Below are 26,438 nucleotides of genomic sequence, written 5' to 3'. Positions count from 1 at the left end.
ATGAACATTCACATTACATAAGATCTGTCGGCTTCAGATTATCCATATCGTCAAATTCCTGGTTTTCTCCGCCCATTGCCCATATAAATGTGTAGTTTGAAGTACCTGCTCCTGAATGAATTGACCATGAAGGTGATATTACTGCCTCTTCGTTTTTCATTACAATATGTCTGGTCTCAGTAGGTTCTCCCATAAAATGGAATACTACCTGGTTCTCAGGTATATCAAAATATGTATATATCTCCATCCTTCTCTCATGAGTGTGTGAAGGCATCGTATTCCATACGCTTCCCTCTTCAAGAACCGTCATTCCCATACTAAGCTGACAGGTTTTCAAAACATCCGGATGAATAAACTGGTTAATGACTCTCTTATTGCATTCGGCTGTTGTTCCAAGAGGACGCTTAACAGCATCCTTAAAAGTAAGAAGCCTTGTCTCATAAGAACAATGTGCAGGAGCACTTACCATATAAAACTTAGCCGGTGTATCCTTATTGTCTGATGAAAACAGAATCGATTTGGCTCCCTTTGTGATATAAAGGCAATCTTTATGATCAAGGGCATATTCTGTTCCATCGACCTTTATCTTACCTTTACCACCAATATTGAAAATGCCGATTTCTCTTCTCTCCAAAATATAAGAAGTTCCGAAATTGTGATATACATCTATTCCATCATCAAGGGCTACTTCTCTCGTAACCGGCATACAGCCAAAGGTAACCATTCTATCCACATGTGAGTAAACAGCCTTTACCTTGTCAGCCTCATAAAGTCCTGTTATCAAAAACTCTTTTCTGAGTTCTTCTGTTGTATATCTTTTTACATCTCTCTGATTTGCAGAATATCTAATATCCATACCTTTTCTCCATACCTTTTCCTATTATCTCTGTACTCTTGCGCCTTTTCCGCCCATAATAGATTCAACTTCACTCTTATCAGCCATTGTTGTATCTCCGGGAGTAGTCATAGCAAGAGCTCCATGTGCCGCACCGTAATTAACAGCTGTTTCTGCATCGCCAGTGGTCATCAGCCCATATATAAGACCGGAAGCAAATGAATCTCCGCCACCTACACGGTCCATAATCTCAAGACCTTTGTAGTCCTTGGCCTTATAAATCTCACCATCCGCAAAGCACAACGCACTCCAGTCATTTACTGTTGCTGTCTTTACCTCTCTTAATGTAGTCGCAACAGCCTTGAAGTTAGGATATGTTTTCACTACCTCTCTTATCATCTTTTTATAGCCATCAATATCAAGCTTAGCAAGGTTCTCATCATTGCCTTCTATTTCGAATCCCAGGCAGGCAGTAAAGTCTTCCTCATTTCCAATCATTACATCAACATACTTAGCTATCTCTTTATTTACTTCCTGAGCCTTTTCCTTTCCTCCGATTGCACTCCACATGGAAGGACGATAATTCAGGTCATAAGAAATAACTGTTCCATATTTACGAGCTGTTTTGATAACCTCAAGCACTGTCTCACATGACTGTTCTGATAATGCAGCATATATTCCGCCGGTGTGAAGCCACTTTACTCCCATATCTCCAAAAAGCTTCTCAAGATCAAAATCTTCAGGCTTTACCTTTGATATAGCAGTATTTGCTCTATCGGAACATCCCTTTGCTCCTCTTATTCCAAAACCTCTCTCTGTAAAATTGAGGCCATTTCTGCACTCTCTGCCTATTCCGTCTGTTTTCATCCATTTAATGAAGGATGTATCTACTCCACCCTGCAGAATCAGATCCTCCATAAGCTTTCCGACTTCATTATCAGCAAAGGCTGTAAGAACAGTGGTCTTAAGTCCAAAACAACGTCTAAGGCCCCTTATTACGTTATATTCTCCGCCACCTTCCCAAACATTAAAATGTCTGGCTGTTCTGATTCTTCCTTCACCTGGATCAAGTCTAAGCATAACTTCCCCTAATGATACTGCATCAAATATTGCATCTTCTCTCAAATTTAAATCCATGATCTCCTCCAATAAATTAACTATTCGCTATTAATACCTTTAAGTTTTACTCCGAATCAGAGCGTTACTCCATCCTTAAATATGGATATTTCTCTATACCCGGCGTCTTCCTGCCTGGTTTTTTGTCCACTTGCAACATCCAAAACATAGTCCAGGAGTCTGTCCCCTGCTTCATCCAGAGACTCTTTTCCTTCAGCTACCTTTCCTGCATTGAAATCTATCCAACTGCCTTTCTTCTCATATAGCGCAGTATTCGTTGAAATCTTCACTGTAGGAACAGGTGCCCCAAAGGGTGTTCCCCTTCCGGTTGTAAAAAGTATCAGATGTACTCCTGCAGCTGTAAGGTCTGTAGTAGATACCATATCATTTCCCGGACCTGACAATAATGACAGTCCTTTATTTTTTACCGGCTCAGCATACTCCAGTACATCTGAAATCTGAGCACTTCCGCCTTTTTGAACACATCCACAAGACTTGTCCTCAAGAGTTGTAATCCCGCCAGCTTTATTTCCGGGGCTTGGATTTTCATATACAACCTGTCCGTGATCCACAAAATATTTCTTGAAATTATCAACCATACAAACTGCTTTATGGAACGTGGCGCTATCCTTACATCTATTAAAAAGAATTGATTCAGCCCCGAACATCTCAGGAACCTCTGTAAGAACAGTAGAACCTCCCAGAGAGATAAGTCTGTCAGAAAATCTGCCAACCGTTGGATTGGCAGTTATTCCTGAAAGGCCATCAGAACCTCCGCACTTCATTCCTACAATAAGCTCGCATGCATCTATTTCCTCACGCTTGGACTGGCCTGCATAATCCGCCAATTCTTTGAGAAGTTTGCTGCCTTCCTCAATCTCGTCTTCGCAGTCCTGACAGGTAAGGAATTTCACTCTTTCTCCGTTCCATTCCCTGAGTTCTTCCTTGAATTGTTCTGAAGTAAGATTCTCACACCCCAAAGAAAGAACAAGAACCCCGCCTGCATTTGGATGTTTTACAAGTGCTGCAAGGACCCTCTTTGTAGTTTCATGGTCATCACCCATTTGAGAGCATCCGTACGGATGGGTATATGCATATAATCCCTCAATTGATCCCTTTACAAGGTTCTGATTGTCTCTGGCCAATTTCTCCGCAATCCGGTTCACACATCCGACAGTAGGAATAATCCATATTTCATTTCTGATTCCTACTTTTCCTTTGGCTCTCCTGTAACCCATAAAAGTCCTGTTTGCTACTTTAGGAAGCAATGGTATTTCAGGTTTATACTCAAATTTGGAATTCTCAGAAAGAGAGGTTTTGACATTATGTACATGCACAAAACTTCCTGATTTTATTTCATCTGTGGCAATGCCTATACAGTTTCCGTATTTTACTATCGAGGATCCTTCGGCTATGTCATTAAGCGCTACTTTATGCCCTCTTCCAATTGCCTCAATAGTTTTTAACCCATCTTCAGATGCATCTATAATTTCACCCTTTTCCAGGTCTCTAAGTGCAACTGCAACATTATCCAGAGGATGTATCCTGATACTATTCACCCTGAACCTCCCTCATGGCTTCATACATGCCCTTTTCATCTATCAGGGCAAGGTCTTTAATAACTGCTTCTTCAAATCCGGATAGTTTTATGAGCGCATCTCCCCACATCTTCTCATTGGCAATAATATCTCTTGCCAACTTCTCATTATCAGCATCTTTCAGAGCAAGGAACGCATCAAGTACCCATTCGTCATCTTTGATAAGGTATTCATTATTGTCTCTTTCTGCAACCAGAGCGCCTTCCCGCTTTTCATAACCTCTGTGATAAAAAGCAAGAAATGCAGCAAACGAAAATGTCAGTACTTTGGGTAACTCCTTCTTCTGTTCATAATACTCGAGTACTGTGTACATAACTCTTGCCTTCCACTTAGATGCTGAATTCAGGGAAATACTAAGCAGTTCATGGTCAATGAAAGGATTTGCAAATCTGTCTGTAACTGCGGCTGCAAAATCCTCAAGATCTTTCTTATCAAGTCCCTTGAGAACCGGAATAATCTCATCATAGAGAGCCTTATTCATATATCCCCTTATTACATCATCTTTCATGCAATCTCTTACAATATTCTGTCCTGCAAGATATGCACCCATAATCATAGATGTGTGCGCACCGTTTAAGATCCTTACTTTGCGCTTTTTATAAGGATCAACATTATCTACTACAAGTATGGGAAGTCCGGCTTCTTCCACAGGAAATTCTTTCTTAATCTTCTGCGGTCCTTCTATAACCCACGCGCCAAACACTTCAGCCGTATCAATAATATTGTCTTTATATCCAAGCTCTTCACAAATAGCATCAGCTTCTGCTCTCGGATAACCTGGAACTATTCTGTCCACGAGTGTGGAGCAGAAAATATTATCATTATTTACAAAGTCTCTGAATTCTTCAGACAATCCCCACTGATCTATATATTTATTTACGCACTTTAGTAGCTCATCTCCGTTTCTGTCTATGAGCTCGCAGGATAAAATAATAAATCCCGGAAGTTTGTTATTAAATCTTTCATACAGGAACTGTGTCAGTTTTCCCGGAAAACTTGCACACGGTCTATCCTCCGGTTTGCAGGAAGGATCATAAGCTATACCTGCCTCTGTAGTGTTGCTTACAATGAATCTCATTTCGGGATTTTTGGCACAGGCTAAGAATTCATCAAATTCTCTGTATGGATTAAGGCATCTTGAAACACTGGAAATGACTCTTTTGTTATTAACTTTTTGCCCATTTTCCTGTCCCCGTAAATAAAGTGTGTAAAGGCCTTCCTGATCGTTTATCATATCAGCGAGTCCCTGTTCTATTGGCTGACATAAAACAACCTTGCTGTTAAATCCTGCTTTTTCGTTCATAAGATCGATAAAGTAATCGACGAACGCACGAAGGAAATTTCCTTCGCCAAACTGAAGAACCCTCTCCGGTGCATCCTTTAGAAGGTATCCATCGTACCCCTTTTCCCCCAATAGTTTGTAACTAAGCTTCTCCATGTTAAAAATCCTCCTCTCAGATTCCGAAATATCTCTTTGCGTTATAATAAGAAATCCCGGAAACAATGCTTTCCAGTGCCTTCTCGTCATTTGGGTATTCCCCATTTTCTACCCATTCTCCTATAAGATTGCACATTATCCTTCTAAAATAATCATGCCTTGTGTATGACAAAAATGATCTGGAGTCTGTAAGCATACCAATAAAATTACCAAGCAGCCCCAAATTAGCTAACGATTTCATCTGCTCTTCCATTCCTGATTTGGTGTCATTAAACCACCATGCGGGACCATGCTGAATTTTCCCGGGAACCTCAGATGACTGGAAGCATCCTAATATAGTTCCTATCTGCGCATTATCTGCAGGATTCAAAGAGAAAATTATCGTTTTTGGAAGTTCACCTGTTTTATCAAGCTCCGACATAAGCTTTGCAATATTCCCTCCGCAGGAATTATTGGCAATCATGTCAAATCCGGTATCCGGTCCCTCCAGCCTGAACATTCTCTCATTCATATTTCTAAGACAGGAATAGTGGAGCTCCATAGCAATTCCATGCTTGTGATAAGCCTTTCCGAGTGAAAGGAGCAGCGCTGTCTGATATCCTTCTGCCTCATCAAGTGTTATTTCTTTCCCGTTCATTACCTTTGTAAAAGCATTGTTACATTCGGCCATTGTCATCATTTTAAACGGGATATAATCCAGTCCGTGGTCAGATGCAACGCAGCCGTGCGCAGCAAAAAATTCTACTCTTTGTATCAGCGCATCAATAACTTCCTCAGCAGAATCAAGTGATCTTTTTCCAACAGTTTCAGCAAGTTTTACAATATATTCTCTAAAGCCTTCTTTTGTTATGTTGATTGCCTTGTCAGGTCTGAAGGATGGTCTGACCATAAACTCTATGCTATCGTCGTTCGCAATTTTCTCATGCCATTCAAGAGAGTCTGTCGGATCATCTGTTGTTCCCACATATGCCACGTTGCTCTGTCTGATCAGCCCTCTTACGGTCATCCCCGGATCATTTTGCAGCATGTCATTACATTTATTCCATATTTCCTCGGCATTTTGAACAGTAAGCGGCTTGGTGATTCCGAAGTACTTTTTAAGTTCCAGATTGCACCAATGATACATAGGGTTGCCTATCGCTTTGGTTAAAGTTTCTGCAAATCCTTTGAATCTTTGCAGTTCATCTTCCCTTCCCGTTACCATCTCCTCAGGAATTCCGTTTGAACGCATCAGTCTCCATTTATAGTGATCTCCAAAATAGGAACCATCCTCCTGTTTTCCCCCAAACCATACATCTCCAAGAGTTTCAAATCTCCTGTCCTCATATATTTCCTGAGGTGAAATATGGCAATGATAATCAATTATTGGCAATTTTTCCGCATAATCATGAAAAATATGCTTTGCAGTCTCAGTTTGTAAAATAAAATCTTCATCTAAAAAATTTTTCATCTTTTACCAGCTCCCAATTAAAACCTTTCCTATAATACTAATTGCAAATCTTTATTTTTTATATAGCTTTGGGCTTTTAAGCCAACTTATACAACAAGTACAACAATTTTTACAATATTTATGTCCGTCTTCTATAACAGCAGTTTTTTATACGTTTGCATACAATTTCTCCACATACATTCGCGTATCTACCGCATTGTCAGGAGATGTGTTTTCCAGAGTACACTGTATGCACGGCTTGTATTCTTTGATCTTGGATAAAAGAAGTTCATAGTTCAGGTCACCTTTACCCGCAGGTATTGATTTAAGTTCATCTCCGCATAATTCGAAATCCTTCATATGAATTACAGCTATATCATCCTTAAGCAAATCGAAGGTCTTCGTAATAATGCTGTCCTGTTCATCAATATTTCCTGAATAGAGCATGTTTACAGGGTCAAAAATAATTTGAAGGTTGGGACTTCCTATCTCATCAAGCACAAATCTCGCCTGTTCAGGGCCGTATACAATATGCTTCCAGACAGGTTCTATAGCAACTATCACGCCGAATTTCTCCGCAGCATTTACCACCGGCTTCAGATTCTTAATAAATATATCAAGTGCTTCCCGCTCATGATTCGCCGGCTCGTATTTATATTCAGCATTAACCGCACCAGTTTCAGTACCCACAACGCCGCAGCCAAGAATTGATGCAAATCTCATGTGCGCTATATATCTTTTCTTAATCTCATCAAGTTTGTCTTTGTCGGGATGTGCAAGATTTTGATAATTGCCAAGCACTGCAATATCTATATGATTATTTCTGCATAGATTTTTAATATACATGGCAAGTCCGGGAGTCATGGCACTTTCAGTCACCTTGAATTCCTTTATGGATTTGGAAAGCGCCAGGTGAATACAGCTAAAGCCCTGTTCTTTTATTCTGGGTATAAGTTCATTTAACGGTCCATATTCCGCATCATGTGCACGTAATCCTATCTGCATTAATTCTGCCTCCTAACACTCATTACCAGACTATCTGCCGCTTCTCTTATTTTTGAAGCTTCCTCAGGTGACAGGAGTTTTACCCATTTATTTCTCTTTGATAAATCAGGCTCATTCCCCATTTCATCCCTCGAATTGTATTCCGCAAAGAATGCCTCACTCTCCATCGTTTTCATCTCATACCACTCGCTGAATCTTAGTGGGTGTATGGAATTATCGTAGGTGCAATCTATGAATGCCACCTTACCTGTCGGTCTCCAGGGTCTTCCTAACAATACGGTACCTTCCATATCTTTATTCTCACCATGGATATGGCATTCTCTAAACACCATGCCTAATTCTCCAAGATTTTCGGAAGGCGCTGTAACATAGCCGTTAATGTCTTTTTTCCTGTCCATTACCACTATCTCACAGTTATCAAACACCGCATCCGCACCGCCGAATATGAAATCAACATCTCCACAAATCACACAGTTTTTATAAAACTGACGCGTATTTCGCCTGTTTGTAAGCATACGTGGACCAAAGAAACCGTTCTTAAACCGCTCTGTCAAAGGAAGTGGTGCCATAAAAAGTGTATCCTGCCTTGAGCGTATACTGACATTCTCCATTACAACCTCATCAGCATCTGCGTAAATTGCAAGCGCCTGACCTACGCCGTTTCCCCAGCCTGCTGTATTCTCTACGGTCAGATCCTGCACTTTGACCCTTTCTCCGCCGATAAATAATGTCTGACTTCTGAACGTCCCTCTTTTTGTATTATCTTCAAGAAGCTGTTCTGCACAGTCATCATAAGATATGACCGTCTTATTCATTCCGGCCCCTCTGAGGGTTATGTCCTTTTTTTCTATGGACAGTTTTTCTTTGTAGATCCCTTCTGCTATATCTATAACAGCACTTGCCATATACGGCACTGCTTCAGCAGCTTCTCCTATTGTGCGGTAATCCCCCAAAGGACCCACTGATATCCTTATTTTTTCCATCATTTTCCCCGCAATACCGGTTTTTATCCTAACTTTACATTTTCTATGTCACATATATCTGTTTCGCTGATATCCGGCTCCGAGTCCACCGTACCTGTTACTTCCACATCCCTAATGACAAGTTTCTTTGTGTTTCTGACAAATATTCCTCTCCCGCTCATCTTGTCAATGCCATCCATCATGACAGGGACTTCGGGAGCTCTGTCCTTTTCATCCATGTAGATTGCCTTAATGTTCTCAAGCGTTACCTCTTCAACTTTAGATTCCGGAAGTCCATATACCGTGATCAGGCACACGTCAACTCCCGCACATTCGATATTTCTCGCAGTAATATCTTTTATTGACGGAGTCATTTCATTGACTTCCATGAACTCTTTACCTTGACAGTATTCGCTGTGTCCGTCCGGATCACAAAAATAAAACATATTGATGGTAAACGGCATTCTTACATTCTCCATTTTTATATTCTCAAACAGAATATTTTGAAGAATTGACTTTTCACCCCTTCCTCTTCTTGTCTTAATTCTGAGTCCTCTGTCAGTGGAATCAAACAGACATCTGGTCACCTTTACGCCATTTACTCCACCTGCACATTCGCTTCCTACTGTGACACTTCCATGCCCTCTGTTAAGCCTGCAATTCCTGACAGTTATATTTGATGTATTCTTGTAGTGCCTAAGAGCCATGTAATATTTTCCTGACTTAATTGCTATGCAATCATCCCCAACAGATATTGTAGTTCCTATAATGTTCACATCACTGCAGCTCTCAGGGTCAATTCCATCAGTATTTGGCGAATTGTCCGGATTTTTAATACTCAAACCGATCAGATTTATTGCTTCCGAATAATAAGGATGGATTGTCCAGGATGGTGAATTCTGAACAGTTATCCCCTGCATGGTAACGTTACTGCATTCCTTAAGGAATATCAGTCTCGGTCTCCATGCCCCAGCCTTTTCTTTGGGGTTTATCCACCAATCTCCGCTTTGTGCATTACCGTCAATCGTCCCCTCTCCGAATATCTTCACATCATGTACATTAATACCTGTTATTAGTGCGGCAAAACACGATAAAGGATTGCCTTCCCAGGTACCAAGGTTAAATTCCGCAGTTTCATCCGTATATAGTGTCATTCCGGGCAGAATAGGGTAACTTTGTCTATCGGTTTTGCCTAAAAGAGTCGCTCCTTTATCAATCCATATATGAACACCGCTTTTAAGAAACAATGGTCCCGATAAAAATGTTCCTTTTCCCAGGTATACCGTTCCATCCAATGGGCATGAACTTATTGCGGCCTGAATATATGCCGTGTCATCATTTTTTCCATCTCCGACTGCCCCGAATTCACTTACATCCAGCAAAACAGATTCATAAGATGTTTTTATGACTTTTCTTTCACATATCCCTTCATGATCAATGATTGAAATCTCATATTCCTTATCAGGTTCAAGTCCATCGATGCTAAATACGTTCCTGTTCTCTGCATGGTATTCAATATCATTAACCATAACTTTTACTGCTTCTGCAGGCATAAAACATTCAGTATTATCAAGTTCCACCGTAATATTTCTGGGCTCTGTATCAATAACTTCAAATTTCATTTAACACACCTCGTTGTTCCAGACTGAGAAGCTCTGTATATGCCATCAGGAGCGGGGCAGTTCCTTTCGCATCGTTTTCTACAACAGGCTCGCCAAAATAGTACGAAAGTGAACCATCCCTGTGATCTTTTCCACCAAGTCCTGCCACAAGGCATATTCCTCCAAGTCTTGGCAGACCATCCTCGTTTTTGGACAGATATTTTTCTGTTATTCCATAGAATATTTCTTCTGAAATATTGGCATATCTTTTTGGTAAATAAGATAACCTCACTCCTTTTGCCAAAGCATAAGAAATAAGGGCTGACCCTGAGGTCTCCAAATAATTGCCCGCAGCTCCCTTTTTGTCTATTACCTGGTAAAACATTTTTGATTCCGGATCAAGGTAATTGAGTAGACTGTCTGCCAGATTTTTTAACATATCCTGAAGCGTTCTGTATTCGTAATATGTCTGCTCTCCCATTGCTTCTGCAGTATCCACAAGAGCAGCCATAAACCACCCTGTCGCTCTTAGCCAGAAATTCGGGCTACATCCCGTATTTTTATCTGCCCAATACATCTGTCTTGACTCGTCATATCCGTGATAATACAGACCTGTCTTTTCATCTCGCATAAATCTTCTGACATTCTCAAACTGCCTGAAGGAATCAAGACATCCGTTCATCTTGCGATATCTTCTTTCATATTCCATATAAAAAGGCTGTGCCATATATAAGCCATCAAGCCATACCTGGTTTGGATAAATCTGCTTATGCCAAAAATTGCCTTCCTTCGTTCTTGGCATGGTATCAAGCTGACTTCTTACTGTATCCATAGCCTTTCTGTATTTTTCCCTGCCGGTCAGATCATATAGCGCGAACAAGTTGCAGGCAGGCCTTATATTATCCAGATTATATTCTCCTACCTCATAGGTATTTATTGTTCCATCCTCATTTACATAAAATGAGACAAAATCATCTGCAAAATCCAGGAACTTTCGCTCACCCGTTATTGAATATAGCCTTAGAAGCGCTGTGATCATGCACCCGTCTATATAATTCCATTTATTCTGTTTCCCGCTTCTGACCTTCTCAATATTCCACATAGGATGTTCCGCATCGGAATTTTCCATCAGATACAGTACATATTCTTTGAGAAGTTCTTTTGTTTCTGCTTTAGTCATATTTCCCAAACACCTCCGTCAGTATCTCATCATGGAAATAGCGTAATACTTGTCAGTTCTCAAATTGTTCACCCATATAATAAAAATATCCCTTGTTATTCAATAGTTCTTCATAGGTGCCTTTTTCTACAACCCTGCCATTTTTTATAACAATTATCTTGTCTGCTTTTCTGATGGTTGCCAGTTTATGCGCTACGATAAATGTAGTCCTTGAATCAGACATATTATCAAGTGCACCGGAAACCTCCCGTTCGGAAATTGCATCAAGAGCGGAAGTTGCCTCATCCAGAATGATGACTTTGGGATCACGTATAAGCGCTCTTGCAATTGATATTCTTTGTTTCTGGCCACCCGAGAGTCTGTCACCATGTTCTCCCACAAATGTATCCATGCCATTCGGAAGCTTTTTTATCACTTCCTGTAACCCTGATTCCTTTATGACCCGATCTAAAACCTCCTCGGATACATCAGTTGTTCCATAGAGGATATTGTCCCTGATAGATCCTGAAAACAGCGCTGTATTCTGTGGTACTACAGCCAGGAATCTCCTGTAGCTTCTAAGATTAATCTCATTTAACGGAATTCCATCCACATATATCATCCCATCCACCGGCATCATAAAGCCGATTATCAAATTGAGAATTGTGGATTTACCTCCTCCTGATTCTCCAACAAATGCTACTGTTTCTCCCCGGTGTACCTCGAAATCCAAATCGTTTATTACATTTTTTTCATCACCCGGATATGCATATCTGACGTGGCTAAACCTGTAATTGCCCTTTAAATCATCAATCGATATCTTTCCCTCGTTATCTTCAATATCCTCAACTGACAAGATCTCACCTACACTACTTACTGACTCAAGCCCTTTTGAAATGGTAGGCAACAGATTCAGCATGCTCGTCACCTGCCCGACTATAGTTGTAAAATAGCTTTGATAAAGAACAACGTCACCTGCAGGAATTTTGCCACTCAGAGCAAGAAAAGATGTGAATACCAGGCATATTACCTGAAACATCTGAAAAAAAGCCCAGCTCACCGCACCAAAATTGGTCTGAACCATATCAAGCTGATAGCCTTCTGCTGCTATCTGATACATTTGTTCATCCATTCTGCTTATTTCATCTTCTTCAAGTGCATGAGCTCTTGTTACAGGCACCAGTTCAATCATTTCTGATACCTTTGCAGATGTTGCCTCCACTTCTTTTCTAAAACGCTGGTTATGAACCTTTATCGGTTTTTTGAAAATATATACAAGTATCGCCGCCATAGGTACCATCAATAGGAAAAAGATGAATACAACCCTGCTTTTTGATACTGTTACTATAAGTGCCACCACCACATTGATGATGATATTCATGAAGTTAACAAAAATCTGATCTGATAGTGTCTCAATCGCCTCAACATCACGTATTATTTTTGACTGTATACGTCCTGACTGAATGTCCTTTTCTGACAGGATAGACATCGTCTGCACTTTGTGAACAAGTGCACTTCTAAGTCCGGCCTCAACTTTTCTGACTGCTGATGCCCTGAAATGCATATGTAGATAATTCATAGGGATGTTAAGTATCAGCAATATTGCAACAATCGATGCATTAAATATAATCAGTCTGCCTGCATCTTCTGCTCCCCTTGTTACATAATTGATGATATTTGCTGTAACTATAGGCATTATCCACACAGGTGAATGTTTTATAGTATAAAAAAATACTGATAAAACAAAGTTATGATAATATCCACTGTAAAAAGATATTAGAGCTACAAGCGGCTTGTCCTTATATTTTCTGTACCTTTCCTCAAATCTGTTTGAATCACTATCTTGTGTCAATTGCATCGCTGTTATCCTTCTTACTGATTTACAAATATAATTGGATTAGTGCATTTCTCACTTATACTCATCTGCCACACCCTCGTCCATCAGATTGGAATCGTGAACCATTTTAAGCTCCGCCAGTACTGTTTCATCAATGAGTGACGCATAGGGCTCGCCTGCCTTTATAATCTCACCTGCCAGAAGTTCCCCAAACTTCATAGCACCTTCATACCTTAAATGAGTATTATCTGTAGACAAACCATCCGGGAGCCAGAATACCTCTCCCGGTTTTACGTGCATAAAGTACTTTTTTGTAGGTTCATCTCCCGTTTTTTCAATAAATTCTCTGCTTACTTTATACAGATCTATTATTGGTACATTGTATTTTTCTGAAGCAATATAATATCCTTCAACATAAGGTTCATGATCTGATTTTCTAAGATGTACATGATCATCTTCAAAGCTTCTGCGCTCCAAAGGTGTTATAAAAAGCGGTATTGCACCTCTGTTTCTGGCTACATTCACGAATTTCCCCAGATTATCAACAAAAGATCCTTTCGGATCGGTATACCTGCTAAAATCAGTTTTTTTCTCGTCATTGTGTCCGAACTGAATGAAAAGGAAATCTCCTTCTTTTATCTCATCGTTTATTGTCGCAAGTCTTCCCTGGTCAATAAAACTTTTAGTGCTTCTGCCATTAATAGCATGATCATATATGACCACATCGGGGCGGGTATATCTGTCAAAAGCCTGAGCTATACCTGTTTGTGGATATTTATTTGCCTTATTGCAGGTATTTGTGGAATCTCCTGCCCAAAATATTATTCTCATTTCTCCTCCAGAGACATCCCTTAAGTAAGTCAGTAGTTTTTATATCCTGCCTGTCATCATCTTAAGATATAAGCCGAAGCTCATGTTTCGAAGCTTCGGCTCTATAAATATATTTCTTACTCTTTTACCGCTCCGATATTTACACCCTTTACAAAGTATTTTTGCAGGAACGGATAAAGTGCCATAAATGGAAGAATCGCACAAACAATCGCTGAATAATACAAAGTGTTCTGCGAAACATTATATGAAGTTGTTGGCGTATCTCCGTCCATGACCATAACTCTCAGAATATACTGGAAATTAACCTGATCACGATTCGTAATATAAATCTGAACTGTTGAGTAATCATTCCAAACTGTTACAGCAAACATAAGACCTATGGATGCAAGCGCAGCCTTTGAAAGAGGAAGCACTATTTTAAAGAAAATCCCCATTGGTGTGCATCCATCAATTTTTGCAGCCTCAAACAATGATCCCGGAATTCCTTCAAAGAAGTTTCTCATAAGCACCAGGTTGTAAACATTCATTCCATGCTTAACAACCAAAATCCACATGCTGTTAACCAGATGCAGTTTCTTCATAACCAGGTATTCAGGTATCATACCGCCTGAAAATATCATGGTAAACAAAAGAAAATATGCCAAAAGATTTCTTCCCGGAAGGTCATACTGTGCAAGCACATAACCTCCAAGGGTAGATAATATCAGTCCCAGAAGAGTTCCGAGAATAGTAGTTATTACTGAATTTACAAATGGTGTATACAACTTTGCAGTATGCAAAATAGTACGATATCCGTCCAGAGTGGGCTGATTGGGCCACAGCTGAAATTTATATACCCCAACCGCATTAAATGAGTCAGCAACAACCTTCCATATAGGTACGAGAACTATAAGTCCTATAAGTATAAAAACACCATAATTAATTACATCGAAGAGGCCCGTCTTTCTCTTACGACCAACCGCATATTCTTTAGCCTTTGCCATTGTATTCCTCCTCAGATGATTCCGCGTCCGCGGATTTTTTTACTTGCCCAGTTGCACAAAACTACCAGAAAACATCCTACAAGTGACTTAAACAAACCTACAGCAGTTGTATATCCATAATTGGGTATTGCTGTAAGGAAAGTCTTTCTGTAAATATATGTAGATATTACATCAGATGTTTCAAAAACACGGTTGTTATACATTACAAAAACTGATTCAAACAGATTCAGAACCTTTGCAAGATTAAGAATAAGAACAATTATTATTGTGTTTGCAAGTTCAGGTACTGTCACAAACCATATTTTCTGAAGTCTCGTTGCACCATCGATGTCAGCTGCTTCGTATATTTCCGGATTTATTCCTGCAAGAGTCGCCAGGAATATAACTGTTCCCCATCCTGTCTCTTTCCATATATTTACCAGATAATACACTATCGGCCACAGCTTCGTTTCATGCATAAAGTCTATGCTTTGGCTAATCCACCCCCAGCTTTTCAAAGTCTCATTAATAAATCCTGTCGATGAAGTGGAAAGGAAAAGCGTAAATACAGCAGCTGTAACTGTCCATGACATAAAATGAGGAAGATAAATAACTGTCTGTAAAACTTTTTTTGCAAACAGATTTGTCATCTCATTGATAAATACCGACACGATTACGGCTGTAAATGTTGTTATCAAAAGCTTTGTAATAGATAGTTTCAGTGTATTAGTAAAGGCTCTCCAGAATTCAACATCTGAAAACATTTTTGAAAAATGTTTTAAGCCAACGAATTCAATTTTCTTAAGTGTGTAATCATAAAACGAATAACGAATTCCAAGCATAGGCCAATAGTAAACTATCAGCACATAGATAAAAATCGGAAGGAACATAAGGTAAAATCCCCTATTATTCCATATTCTGGTTTTTAACGGTTTCTTATTTATAACCTGTCCTGTTGATGTAACCTTTTGTGTCTTGCCCATGAAAATACCTCATAAATAGTTTTTAACGAGTTGTAAACCTACTCATTAGTTGATATATGGGCATCCATGTGGGATGCCCATATAATTTTGAATATAAAAAATAGTAACCAATGGTAAAGCAATAATTATTCTGCTGCGTTAAGTTCCTCAAGGATGCTGCTTACTGTATCACCCCATTTACTCTGATACTCTGCAACAGCATCTGCTGCTGTCTTTTTGCCTGCAACAACTTCGTTAACAAGTGTTGTCTTATCTGTAACAAGATCTGCCTCGATTTCTGTAAGAGTCTCTGATGACGGAGCTGCAGGAGCGTCTACACAGTTCTCTGTAAAGAATGCATTTCCTTTCTCTACAAGAGGATCGGTATCAGCATATCCGTTTGTAAGAGGTGCAATAACAAGAACCGGATCAAGATGGTTCTTCTTCCATAAAGTGTTAGGGTCATTCGGTGACTGCTTAAGGTGGAACTCACCATCAGCATACTCATAGTCAGTCTTCTTCTCAGGATCATCCGGATTTGTTGTGAAAGACTCAGCCTCTGTTGACCAGTGAACACCTTCTGCACCATAAGTCCAAAGTGTCTGTACGGTATCTCCATCAAGCATGGTCTCGAGAAGTGCATCAAATATAGCTTGCTCACGTGAATTATCACCATCGCCATCATCTGTAATTACCCAAACAGGTGCTTCACGGTTAAGGTAGCCACCCCAGGTATCTTTAATTTCCTGGATAGGAGCAAGCTGCACAAGTTTATCATCTCCAAGATCAGTATCTACATCATTCTTATCAAGATTATCTGTAAGTGTTCTGAGCCATGTTCCTGCCCAATATGTGAACACACCTTCTGAAGTACTCTGATCATTTGAGAACCACTTTTCACGAGCTGTCTTTGTTGATGCTTCCTCTGTATCTGTATCAATTACGCCATCAGCATAACCCTGTGCAAGTCTCTCAAGCGCATCGATAGTAGCCTGTTCCTGGAATCCATCGACCCACTGGCCATCCTTTTCGTAGATAGCAGGATAAGCTCCCTGCCAGAACTCAGGTAAATAATTGGTATAAGGTGCTTCGTCAAGCTTTGCAAAGCCTGCGGCAATGACACCTGTTCTGCCATCCTTTGTAAATGCCTTTAGCATATTGTAATAATCATCAAATGTCTTAATGCTGTCAGCTGTTATTCCTGCTTCATCAAGCCATGACTGCTTAACATATGTCACACAACCATTGCCGTATGTAGGAGCAAATCCGTACTGCTCACCGTTTTCAAGCTTAAGATTCTCATTTACAAGCGGCAGTGTAATCCTTGACTGGAAATCAGCATTGTCATATGCATCTGCAAGGTTCCAAAGAATTCCTGTTGTCTGATACTGCTTAAGCATTGTAGCGGACATTATCATAGCATCAGGATACTGTCCATCACCGGGCTCACCTGTTGTAAGAAGTTGAGCAATATTATCCTTATATCCGGAATGCTCAGGCTGGTTGATGTGAAGCTTGATATCATGTCCAAGTTTCTCTGATACAGCCTTCTCCCACTGCTCTACAAATGCATCCTGTCCATTGTCAACATTTGCAGTAAGTGTTCCGTCTACTGTTATGTACAGATCTGTAAGTTCATAATCTGATGCTGTCTCATTAGATTCAGCAGTTTCTTCAGATGCAGTCTCCCCAGACTCATCACTTTTTGCTGAATCCGCAGCCTCTGTTGATTCTGCAGCATCACTTGTTGCTGTTTCTGCCCCCTGATTTGAGCTTCCACAAGCTGCCAGTGACACCACCATAGATGTCGAAAGCAGAATTGAAAGTAACTTTTTTTTCATTTTTGTCCTCCTATACCCTTCCTTCTTGAATCAGGTGTGTTTATCACCTGTTGCTATAACGTATTATATAAAAGCATTGTTGCAAAAAAAATTCATAACTTGTTTATAATATTGCATTTATTGCTGTTTATGAATCTTTTTGCAATTATTGCTATTATGGTATAGAATATCGGATATGAAAAAGAATTTAACCAGCCAGTATGACGACAGACAGTATATGGAATCGCTTGATTTCGAACTATATTATTATCACGACACTAAGCCAACGGTCCGAACCGGTCTTCATAGGCATAAATATTATGAATTTTATTTTTTCCTGGAGGGACATGCAGAAGCTCAGGTACAACAAGAGCACTATATGCTGAGCTACGGAGATATTCTGATTGTGCCGCCTTCTGTTACACATGGAATTTTCGTCCATGATTTTGACATACCCTACAGGCGTTTTGATTTATGGATCAGCAAATCAGCTTTTTCCGAAATGAAGCATCTGGGACAGGAATATGCATATGCCGTAAATATGGCGCTGACAGAATCAAGACATGTCATTCACACTGACAGAATTACTTTTAATTCTATCCTTTCAAAACTTTTTTACATAATTGAGGAAAATAAGAGTGCCCGTTTTGGAAGAGAATGTCAGCTAAAGCTCAGCGTTTGTGAACTTATACTTACTGTTAACAGACTTGCGTATGAACAATTTAACAACAAAAAAATAACTCAGGATGTTCTGTATCAGAATATATGCGAATATATCGAAAGAAATATAGACGAGGACTTATCTTTGGACAGCATTGCCAATCATTTCTTTTTGAGTAAGTTCTATATTTCACATGTTTTTAAAGACAACATTGGCATCTCACTACATAAATATGTTGCAAAAAAAAGGCTTCAGCTATGTCACGACGCAATTTTAAGCGGTGAATCAATGTCTGAATCCTGCAATAATTATGGCTTTGAGGATTATTCAAATTTTTATCGCGCATTTAAAAAGGAATATGGAATATCACCAAGGGAGTTGGCTAAAACCGCAAAATTAAATACATCGGAAGCTCAAAAAAAACAAAGAGGGCAGGTATAAGTAAAAATCCCTTTGCAATACGTACATGACAGTCGCTTTCCATCATCTTTTCCCGGAAGTTCTTAAGCAAATCGCCCCTCACACCTTTGTGCAGGGGCAATTTTTCAGCTCAAATAATTATCATATTTCGAAAAATTCGTTTAACTATATCATACTTGGAAGGCCCTTGGATCTGTATAAATAAGGCATTCCAGACAAAGCCTTGTCACCATTCTTAAGTATTGTTTCTACATTCTTATTTTCAGTCATTATGCTTCTCCTGTTATCTCTTTAGCAAGTTCCAGAATTTCAAAGGCATATTTTTCCTTGCCCTTTTTCAGAAGCTTCTTGTATAAAGTATAGTTAGTGATGCAGATTGCAGCACCTGCCAGTCCCAGCAGTACTCCGACGATCATGAAAACTGCTCCTGTTCCAAAGACGCCCAGCCCAAAGCACATTCCTGTGCCAAAAATCAGAGTTCCTATGATCCCCAGTGTCATTGCCGAAATGAAAGCCGGGAGCTTTGCTCTTTCATCAAGCTTTTTAAGCTGCCTTACCTTATTTGTTTCCTTTGGCATGTAATCCTTTGCAACACTTTCTGCATAAACCTTATCTAAATCGTTCATCGTATTCTTCTCCTTCTTTTCTCTTGAATGTCCTTTTTATGCGATCTTCCCTGTGCTTCCAAGAAATCCTGCTGCTCCTGTTACCAGATACATCTTATTTGTTTTGCTCATTTATCTTTTCCTTTCTCATTCTCAATTTGTTTTTTCGTTCTTTGCTTTGAGCTTGAAGTCATTATAGGAAAATGAGCCTGCAAAAAGAACAACACTTTTTGCAAAATGTGTTGATTTCAAGAGTACAGGTCCCGACACGTTTTGTAAAAAGTGTTGATTTGTAAATTCGATATAGTGTTTTTACTGCGTTATGGCTTGATGATACACTTCTGTATGACACTTATGATCTCATCTTTTGACTCGGTGCATCCACCTCGTACCCACTCAGTGACAACTCCGATAATGCCCTTAAGATAAAAGACCATGATAAGTGGCTGTTCTTTTTTAGGAACTCCAAACCTTGTAAGAATGGGGCCGAATATTGTTTTAAACCAGGTTTCATAGGTCTTTTCTGCGCCCATCATCTCGTTCTTTTCATACATCAGATAAAAGAGCTTGCGGTTCTCTTCCACAAAATCCAGATATGGCATCAGATACTTGGGTGTTACAAGAAATAGCTCATCCTCATTTTTTTCATCAACATCAAGTGCTCCAGGCCCCTCAGCACCAAAGCGCCCAAAGAAATCTTTATATACAGCTTCCACCGTTTCCTGCAGAAGATCATTTACATTATCATAGTGAAGATAAAAGGTGGATCTGTTAACGCCAGCGGTTTCACATATCTCCTTAACAGAAATAAGTTCAAAATCTTTACTGTCAAGAAGTGTCAGTAACGCTGTATGCATTTTTTCCGCAGACTTAAAATACTTGCTCTCATTCTTGTTCATAGCAAAGCACTCCTAACACCTGTAGACTCATATATTCCCGAATAAAGCTCGGGAATATATGACAAATAGGCCATTCCAGTGCGACTACGTCGCAGGGCCTATTTGCACTTGTATCATATTCTCACGAAATGCGCAGCGTAGTGCGCATTTCTGAAATTTCATTCGATAACTCATACTAAAATGATATCACAATTTACCTTACTTAATAAAAGCAGCTACAGATTTCTCCATAGCTGCTGTAATGTGCCGTATTAAATTCTTATGCATTCTTGAATCAGAGATTCAAGAATGCCGCAAATAGGCCATTAAAAGTCGACTTCGTCGAAGGGCCTATTTGCCTTTCGTATCATGTTCTCACGAAATCCGCAGCTAGTGCGGATTTCTATAATTTCATCTAAGAAGTCATGATCTCTTACTGCTGGAACAACCATTCCATAACTGCTATACAGTTATAGGCGTAATCAAATGAAGCCATATGGTATGTAGCTCCGCCTCCGGCGCCTCCACCATTTCCGCCCATCATTCCTTGAGGCTTCTCGCCGGTCATTTCCATTGCCGGCTTATCTTCACTTACATCTGAAGAAGCGTCTGTAGCAGCCTCGGGATTTGAAAGGCCTCCTTCTTCAGAAGAACTCATCTGCCCGCCGTTTCCTCTCTCGCCAAAGCTGCCATCTCCACCGCCCTTAGGTGAATTGCCTGTTCCTGCGTCAATCGTTCCTGTCTTCCAGGATATAAAATACGCTCCTGTAGCTTCTCCACTGAATAATTCTGAGGCAGCTGCTGAAAGCTCATCTGCTGACCATGTGCCATTCCACTGTGCATATGTGTAAGTGACACCATCTGCATCATATCTGGCCATAAGGTCCTGTGCTCCGGTCCATGCACTCGTATCATCTTCAGCTGCAAAATAAACGAAGGCCTGCCCCTCCAGATTTGAAAGAAGTTCCGTATCCCACTGACCATCAACAAACATACACGCAGCATATAAATCCGGGTATTCCGATGCAAGTATGAGTGTCGTCATGCATCCCATGGACTGACCTGTTCCATAGATTCTATCAGTATCTACTGCGTACTCATCTGACATGTGATCAATAAATCTCTTGGTGAGCTCAACATATTCTGTTGTACTATATCCATCATGGTCATCAAGAATTGTTTCAGGATATGTTGGTACAGCTACTATGGTCGGATATACTGACTGCCATTCTGATGTTGCCCATACAAGACCACCAAGCCCCTGTGTAAGTGAATACTCCGCATCAGTTCCTGCAGTTGTTGAATCACCTATAAACACAACCATTGGATATTCTGCATTTTCATCATATCCTTCAGGCAGATACAGATTATAAGTTATAGAAAGACCTGTCTCCTCATCAGTATAAGTGAGCTGGTCAAAAAGATCTGTATATGTCTCCACAAGACCCTCTTCATCTTCCGCAAGCGTGTCACTGACAAGTCCCAGCTCTAACGTAGAACCGGTATCTGTAGTTGTTTCAGTTTCTGCAGCAGAATCCGAAGCTTCTTCTTTTACCTCTTCAGATGAATCACTTGCTTCCTGGGTGCTTTCCGATGATACGGTCTGGGTACTATCTGCTTGCTGTGCCTGGCTTCCACAAGCAACTGCAGATACGGTTATCGCACATGTTGTCAAAATAGTTGCTAATCTCTTGAACATTATAAAATTCCTCCATATATCTGTTCCTGTTTATTATAAAAGTTTTGGAGTATTTTATATTGCGAGCTACCATTCGCAGTAAGCCTGTTTCCAGAATTTCTAAGAATTCTGTTCTTCAGTTTACATTCTCATGATATATCCGTTAACTAAATCCAACCTAAAGAGCCTCTAAACATATTCTGAAATCATTAGTTACTTATTTTCTCTTCCAGCTTCTTGCGCTGTCTTCTTTCATACATTGTACTTCCGGTATAACTCACATCCGTACTCAAAGCGATTCAATTATTACTGCTTTCAAAGTCTCCGATGACTCTAGTAATGCAGCCTTTTCCTGCTCGCTGAGTCTGATTGGCACAGATCCTTCAACGCCATCTCTTCCGACAATAGCCGGCATGCTGAGAGCGACGCCATCAATGCCATTCTCACCGTGCTGAATGCTGGATATAGGAAGAACTGACTTTTCATCACGTATGATAGCCTCACAGATACGCCTTACACTCATGGCAATTCCGTAATAAGTAGCACCTTTTTTCTCGATGATCTCATAAGCACTATTCTTGACAGTTTCAGCAATCTCTTTCATAGCTTTTTCATGCTCGAAATGTCCTCTCATCTCGCAAAAATCATGGATTGGAATTCCTGATACATTTGCACTACTCCATGCTGCTATCTCGCTGTCTCCGTGTTCACCTATGATAAATGCATGTACTGAACGGCTGTCTACACTCAGGTGCTCACCAAGAAGATATTTGAATCTGGCCGTATCAAGTACTGTTCCTGAGCCAAATACTCTGTTTTCAGGGAAGTCACTGAGTTTGGCTGCTGCGTATGTAAGAACATCAACAGGATTAGCCACTATCAGAAGAATTCCATCTTTGTTGTACTTTGCTATTTCCGGAATAATCGACTTAAAGATTCCCACGTTCTTTTTTACGAGATCGAGCCTTGTCTCGCCGGGCTTCTGTCCTGCCCCTGCCGTAACAACCACAACTGCAGCATCGCCTGCATCCTTGTAATCTCCGGCATATATCTGCATTGGCTTTGCAAAGGGAAGTCCATGGCTGATATCAAGAGCCTCACCCTCAGCCTTCTCCTTATTCACATCTATCAGCACCATTTCGGAAAAGAGCCCACTCTCCATCAGGGCAAAAGCTGATGCTGACCCAACAAATCCACAACCTACTACTGCTACTTTTCTCTCATTTAATGCTGACATAATATGCCTCCTTTTTTCTTGCTACATTCAGTATAAACTCACTTATATCAAAAGCCCATGAAATATATGCTTACTGGGAAATTTAATCAAGTATCTTACCATTTCTGGAGATTGTCACAACCTGCCAAGGAAGAAACTTTCCGCTATTCTTTATTGCATTCTCTGCGGCTCTCTGCAGCCCTCCGCAGCATGGAACCTCCATTCTTACTATGGTCACGCTGACAATATCGTTGTTTGAAATGATCTCCGTAAGCTTCTCAGTATAGTCGCCTTCGTCAAGTTTTGGGCATCCAATCATTGTAACCTTGCCCTTCATAAATTCCTCATGCATGTTAGCGTAGGCGTATGCTGTGCAGTCAGCTGCAATAAGGAGCTTGGCCCCATTATAAAAGTCTGCCTGCGTTGGAAGGAGCTTTATCTGGCATGGCCACTGCATCAGTCTTGATGGATGAGTGCTCATTCTTGATATCATGTCCTGTCCGGGATCAATGTCTTCCTGATTGCCACTCTTAAGTGTCATAAACCTTGAACCGGGGCATCCATGTCCTGCAGCGTGTTGTTCCATTTCTTTCATCATCTTGTTTTCGCACTGATGCATATCTTTTACCAATCCTTTCTTCTCCTGTGCTGCCTTTACAGCTGCTTCGTCATACGCAGGCGCTTCTCTTTCTTCAAAAGAGATTGCTCCCATTGGGCATCCCGGCAGACAGTCCCCAAATCCATCACAGAAGTTCTCTCTTACCAGTTTTGCCTTTCCATTCACAATATCAATGGCTCCTTCATGACATGCGTTTGCGCAGATACCGCAGCCGTTACACTTTTCTTCATCAATTTTTATTATCTTTCTTACCATCATTAAACCTCTCTGTTTGACCTTTGTTCTTGTTCTGATGGTGTCAGTATAATATACTGTTCATAACAAATATGTTGTTCAAACCACATTTTGGAGAAAAATTTATGAACCTTGAAGGTATAGAAAAGAGTAGATTGTTCAAGGGAATGACAGCTAAAGAACTGTCTTCATGCCTTGCTTCACTGGATGCCAGGGAAAAGAAATATCGAAAAGACGATCTGATTCTCCGCGCGGGAGAGCGAACTTCAAGCATAGGCATGGTACTCTCAGGCAGTGTTACTATTGAAAGCAATGACGTCTGGGGCAATTGCTCTGTCTTAAGCCATGTAGGCCAAAATCAGTTCTTCGCTGAAACCTATGCTCTACTTGGCGAAGTCCTTCTGATTGATGTCAGAGCAAATGAAGACTGCCGAATTCTCTTTTGCAATATAAGGAACCTTCTTGAAGACAGCAAAAAGAGCTCTCCCTGGAAGGAAAAGCTCCTAAAAAACATACTTATTATTTCATCTCAGAAAAACCTTGTCCTCTCTGGACGCAGTTTCCATACTTCTCCCAAGAGCTGCCGTGGACGCCTTTTGTCATATCTCAATGCCATCGCACTCCAGACAAGTTCAAGGGAATTTGACATTCCCTTCAACAGGCAACAGCTTGCCGATTACCTTAACCTCGAAAGGACCAACATGTCAAAAGAACTCTCGCACATGAAAGATGAGGGGCTTATCGAATATAGAAAAAGTCATTTCAAGCTTATTAAGGCGGATTAAATTGGATATTATCGATTGTGCTTCCATTTATGACTCATTAACCAATTTTCCAGTCATATGTTCAGGTGCAAACTCCAAGCATTGAACACGAGGCAATGCGTTCTTTAGCTCCTTTTCCAGATATTCTTCATCATCGGTAAATTTTCTGACCAAAGCTGTGCATATTTCTCGCGCCTTTTCTTCATCTTCTACAAGGGCGATCCTGCCAAAAGTGATAACGCTCTTTATATTAAGAGCCCAGTCACCTTCTTTACGAAATCCTTCATCATAAACACAGTAACTGGCCTTACCACAAGCTTTTATGGAGTCAATCTTATGACCCTCTTTGGCGCCGTGAAAATAGATTTTTCCATCATCTTCGCAGTACCAGTGATCTATCGGAAGTCCGTATGGGTACCCATCATCACCTATCAATGAAAGTACGCCCCTCTTAGTATTCTTCAGTATTTCTATACACTCTGAATCAGAAATCTGCTGATTAAATCTTCTCATCTTTCTAAACATGGTAAACCTCACTCTTTCGCTAAAATCTTTAGTCCAGTAATTCCAACTACAATCAGGATAACACATATTACCTGTGGAACTGTCAGCTTTTCATGAAATAGAACTATTCCCAGCAAGGTAGTTCCAACAATTCCCATTCCGGTCCACATAGCATAAGCCGTTCCAAGTGGCAGTTGTTTCAGCGCTATCGAAAGAAATACTGCACTGGCTATATATCCTATGCCGGTAATAATAGATGGTATCAGCAATGTAAAACCGTTCGACATCTTCATGGTTACAGCCCACGTAATCTCAAGAGCACCTGCAATAAGCAAATAAATCCACTTCATAGAAACCTCCGTATAATAAAATACGCCATTTCCTTACCTGCTAAGACCTAACGGTAAAGAAATGACGTTAATCCCACTACTCGGTAGCAATGAGCGTCTGTTTGTTTTGCTTTATCAACTATACTTGGTAACAAGCTATTTTGTCAATAATATTCAAAATGATCCAGATTTTCCTCGATTACTCTGGTGTACGCCTCGATAATTCCTGCTATGCCAACCCTGTCATCTGCTCCCAGGACAGTCGTATGATCGCTTGTGATTGTTCCGCCGTCATTTAATATGATCTTCTTATTGTTCCCCGGAGATACGGTGTCCATATGTGCACAGAACAGAATAGGCTCAGAGTCTGCATACTTTCCCCGCCCCTCTGCAAAGCCATACAGATTCCCACAGTTACCACCGATCTTACCGGCAATATCATCCTCGATAAGCTTTATTCCCAGCTTTTGGAACTCTGCTATAAGATAATCAGCGACAAGCCTCTCATTAAAGGATTCACCGTCTACCAGCGCAAGCTCTGTAAATCTGTCTACTACTCTCTTGTCATTTTCTCTCATAGAAAATTGCTCCTGCTTCTTCACAGTCATCTATCAAAATAATAGCCAATGATTGGACGGTCTAAAACACCATGTTTTTTAGTCATATCCGTTTTTTCCTTTCATACCTCTTCATAATCCTTACTTTTCCCTATTCACAGCCTGTAAAAACGCTGTGCTCACAACCAGGTAAATAATGTAAGTGATCAGTGTTCCAAAGCATACATCAGAAAGAAAATGGTTTGTCATATGAATTCTGTTATAGCCGTAAAGCACAACAAAGCATGCTGCAATCACAAAACAGACAATATTCTTTTTCTCTGAACGTTTTTTAAGAACATCCGAGAGCATTGGCAGCGAAAACATCATGCTTGCTATTGTCATATTTCCGCTGGGCCAGCTCTTATAACTGTCATTT

General features: G+C 40.3%; 25 protein-coding genes. 2 read left to right on the top strand and 23 right to left on the bottom strand.

What is annotated here, in order from left to right:
- Positions 1-13 precede the first annotated feature (13 nt).
- The 14 genes from kduI to BMW61_RS18035 form a co-directional block, all read right to left on the bottom strand.
- Positions 14-856: a 5-dehydro-4-deoxy-D-glucuronate isomerase gene (gene kduI, locus BMW61_RS18100; protein WP_026659149.1), complete on the bottom strand. Its 843-nt coding sequence runs from the start codon at positions 854-856 to the stop codon at positions 14-16.
- A 24-nt stretch (positions 857-880) separates the two neighbouring features.
- A complete protein-coding gene (locus tag BMW61_RS18095) occupies positions 881-1,972 on the bottom strand; it encodes a sugar kinase (protein ID WP_091824881.1) in 1,092 nt (363 codons plus the stop codon).
- A gap of 56 nt (positions 1,973-2,028) precedes the next feature.
- On the bottom strand, positions 2,029-3,510 hold the full coding sequence (locus tag BMW61_RS18090) for a UxaA family hydrolase (RefSeq protein ID WP_091824878.1): 1,482 nt from the start codon (positions 3,508-3,510) through the stop codon (positions 2,029-2,031).
- Positions 3,503-4,987, bottom strand: a complete 1,485-nt coding sequence (locus BMW61_RS18085) for a tagaturonate reductase (RefSeq protein ID WP_026659145.1) — start codon at positions 4,985-4,987, stop codon at positions 3,503-3,505. Before BMW61_RS18085 ends, BMW61_RS18090 begins: the two co-directional genes overlap by 8 nt.
- A 16-nt stretch (positions 4,988-5,003) precedes the next feature.
- Positions 5,004-6,437 (bottom strand): glucuronate isomerase, encoded by a 1,434-nt coding sequence (uxaC, locus tag BMW61_RS18080; RefSeq protein WP_029324352.1) that lies wholly within the window; start codon positions 6,435-6,437, stop codon positions 5,004-5,006.
- 147 nt (positions 6,438-6,584) lie between these two features.
- Positions 6,585-7,421 (bottom strand): sugar phosphate isomerase/epimerase family protein, encoded by an 837-nt coding sequence (locus tag BMW61_RS18075; RefSeq protein WP_091824875.1) that lies wholly within the window; start codon positions 7,419-7,421, stop codon positions 6,585-6,587.
- Entirely contained in the window at positions 7,421-8,407 is a 987-nt protein-coding gene (locus tag BMW61_RS18070) for a pectinesterase family protein (RefSeq protein WP_091824872.1), read from the bottom strand. The genes BMW61_RS18075 and BMW61_RS18070 overlap by 1 nt, the downstream gene beginning before the upstream one ends.
- Positions 8,408-8,427: 20 nt before the next feature.
- Entirely contained in the window at positions 8,428-10,005 is a 1,578-nt protein-coding gene (locus BMW61_RS18065; RefSeq protein ID WP_091824867.1) for a glycoside hydrolase family 28 protein, read from the bottom strand.
- Complete coding sequence (locus BMW61_RS18060; RefSeq protein ID WP_091824864.1) at positions 9,995-11,164, bottom strand: glycoside hydrolase family 88/105 protein; 1,170 nt, start codon at positions 11,162-11,164, stop codon at positions 9,995-9,997. The genes BMW61_RS18065 and BMW61_RS18060 overlap by 11 nt, the downstream gene beginning before the upstream one ends.
- Before the next feature lie 52 nt (positions 11,165-11,216).
- Positions 11,217-13,001 carry an ABC transporter ATP-binding protein gene (locus BMW61_RS18055; protein WP_091824862.1) on the bottom strand — a complete coding sequence of 595 codons (1,785 nt, stop codon included), beginning with the start codon at positions 12,999-13,001 and terminating at the stop codon, positions 11,217-11,219.
- Between the two features lie 51 nt (positions 13,002-13,052).
- Positions 13,053-13,811: a rhamnogalacturonan acetylesterase gene (locus tag BMW61_RS18050; protein ID WP_044931930.1), complete on the bottom strand. Its 759-nt coding sequence runs from the start codon at positions 13,809-13,811 to the stop codon at positions 13,053-13,055.
- A 116-nt stretch (positions 13,812-13,927) separates the two neighbouring features.
- Positions 13,928-14,794: a carbohydrate ABC transporter permease gene (locus BMW61_RS18045; RefSeq protein WP_091824859.1), complete on the bottom strand. Its 867-nt coding sequence runs from the start codon at positions 14,792-14,794 to the stop codon at positions 13,928-13,930.
- Positions 14,795-14,805: 11 nt separating this feature from the next.
- Positions 14,806-15,756: an ABC transporter permease gene (locus BMW61_RS18040; RefSeq protein ID WP_091824856.1), complete on the bottom strand. Its 951-nt coding sequence runs from the start codon at positions 15,754-15,756 to the stop codon at positions 14,806-14,808.
- A gap of 125 nt (positions 15,757-15,881) precedes the next feature.
- Positions 15,882-17,576, bottom strand: a complete 1,695-nt coding sequence (locus tag BMW61_RS18035; RefSeq protein ID WP_091824853.1) for a type 2 periplasmic-binding domain-containing protein — start codon at positions 17,574-17,576, stop codon at positions 15,882-15,884.
- Between the two features lie 175 nt (positions 17,577-17,751).
- Between BMW61_RS18035 and BMW61_RS18030 the strand changes: the two genes are divergently transcribed.
- On the top strand, positions 17,752-18,657 hold the full coding sequence (locus BMW61_RS18030; protein ID WP_091824850.1) for a helix-turn-helix transcriptional regulator: 906 nt from the start codon (positions 17,752-17,754) through the stop codon (positions 18,655-18,657).
- A 248-nt stretch (positions 18,658-18,905) separates the two neighbouring features.
- On the opposite strand, the gene BMW61_RS18025 is transcribed toward BMW61_RS18030, so the two are convergent.
- The 5 genes from BMW61_RS18025 to BMW61_RS18005 all read right to left on the bottom strand — a co-directional run bounded on the left by BMW61_RS18025 (position 18,906) and on the right by BMW61_RS18005 (position 23,887).
- Complete coding sequence (locus BMW61_RS18025) at positions 18,906-19,262, bottom strand: AtpZ/AtpI family protein (RefSeq protein WP_091824847.1); 357 nt, start codon at positions 19,260-19,262, stop codon at positions 18,906-18,908.
- 299 nt (positions 19,263-19,561) lie between these two features.
- Positions 19,562-20,140, bottom strand: coding sequence for a TetR/AcrR family transcriptional regulator (locus BMW61_RS18020; RefSeq protein WP_091824844.1), 579 nt, complete (start codon positions 20,138-20,140; stop codon positions 19,562-19,564).
- Positions 20,141-20,552: 412 nt separating this feature from the next.
- Positions 20,553-21,818, bottom strand: a complete 1,266-nt coding sequence (locus tag BMW61_RS18015; protein WP_091824842.1) for a carboxylesterase family protein — start codon at positions 21,816-21,818, stop codon at positions 20,553-20,555.
- 268 nt (positions 21,819-22,086) lie between these two features.
- Positions 22,087-23,034, bottom strand: coding sequence for an L-lactate dehydrogenase (locus BMW61_RS18010; protein WP_029232866.1), 948 nt, complete (start codon positions 23,032-23,034; stop codon positions 22,087-22,089).
- An 82-nt stretch (positions 23,035-23,116) separates the two neighbouring features.
- A complete protein-coding gene (locus BMW61_RS18005) occupies positions 23,117-23,887 on the bottom strand; it encodes an ATP-binding protein (protein WP_091824840.1) in 771 nt (256 codons plus the stop codon).
- Between the two features lie 104 nt (positions 23,888-23,991).
- On the opposite strand from BMW61_RS18005, the gene BMW61_RS18000 reads away from it, so the two are divergent.
- Positions 23,992-24,651, top strand: a complete 660-nt coding sequence (locus tag BMW61_RS18000; RefSeq protein ID WP_091824837.1) for a Crp/Fnr family transcriptional regulator — start codon at positions 23,992-23,994, stop codon at positions 24,649-24,651.
- A gap of 27 nt (positions 24,652-24,678) precedes the next feature.
- On the opposite strand, the gene BMW61_RS17995 is transcribed toward BMW61_RS18000, so the two are convergent.
- The 4 genes from BMW61_RS17995 to BMW61_RS17980 form a co-directional block, all read right to left on the bottom strand.
- A complete protein-coding gene (locus tag BMW61_RS17995; RefSeq protein ID WP_029232864.1) occupies positions 24,679-25,155 on the bottom strand; it encodes a pyridoxamine 5'-phosphate oxidase family protein in 477 nt (158 codons plus the stop codon).
- Positions 25,156-25,163: 8 nt separating this feature from the next.
- Positions 25,164-25,484 (bottom strand): DMT family transporter, encoded by a 321-nt coding sequence (locus tag BMW61_RS17990; RefSeq protein ID WP_091824834.1) that lies wholly within the window; start codon positions 25,482-25,484, stop codon positions 25,164-25,166.
- 143 nt (positions 25,485-25,627) lie between these two features.
- On the bottom strand, positions 25,628-26,041 hold the full coding sequence (locus BMW61_RS17985) for a zinc-binding metallopeptidase family protein (protein ID WP_091824831.1): 414 nt from the start codon (positions 26,039-26,041) through the stop codon (positions 25,628-25,630).
- Positions 26,042-26,161: 120 nt separating this feature from the next.
- On the bottom strand, positions 26,162-26,438 hold a 277-nt coding region (locus BMW61_RS17980; protein WP_139176436.1), incomplete at its 5' end, for a phosphatase PAP2 family protein.

It is taken from the genome of Butyrivibrio sp. ob235, from assembly GCF_900109475.1.
Classification (GTDB): domain Bacteria; phylum Bacillota; class Clostridia; order Lachnospirales; family Lachnospiraceae; genus Butyrivibrio.
Note: the sequence above shows the minus strand (reverse complement) of the source record. Positions and strands in the feature narration are given on the sequence as shown.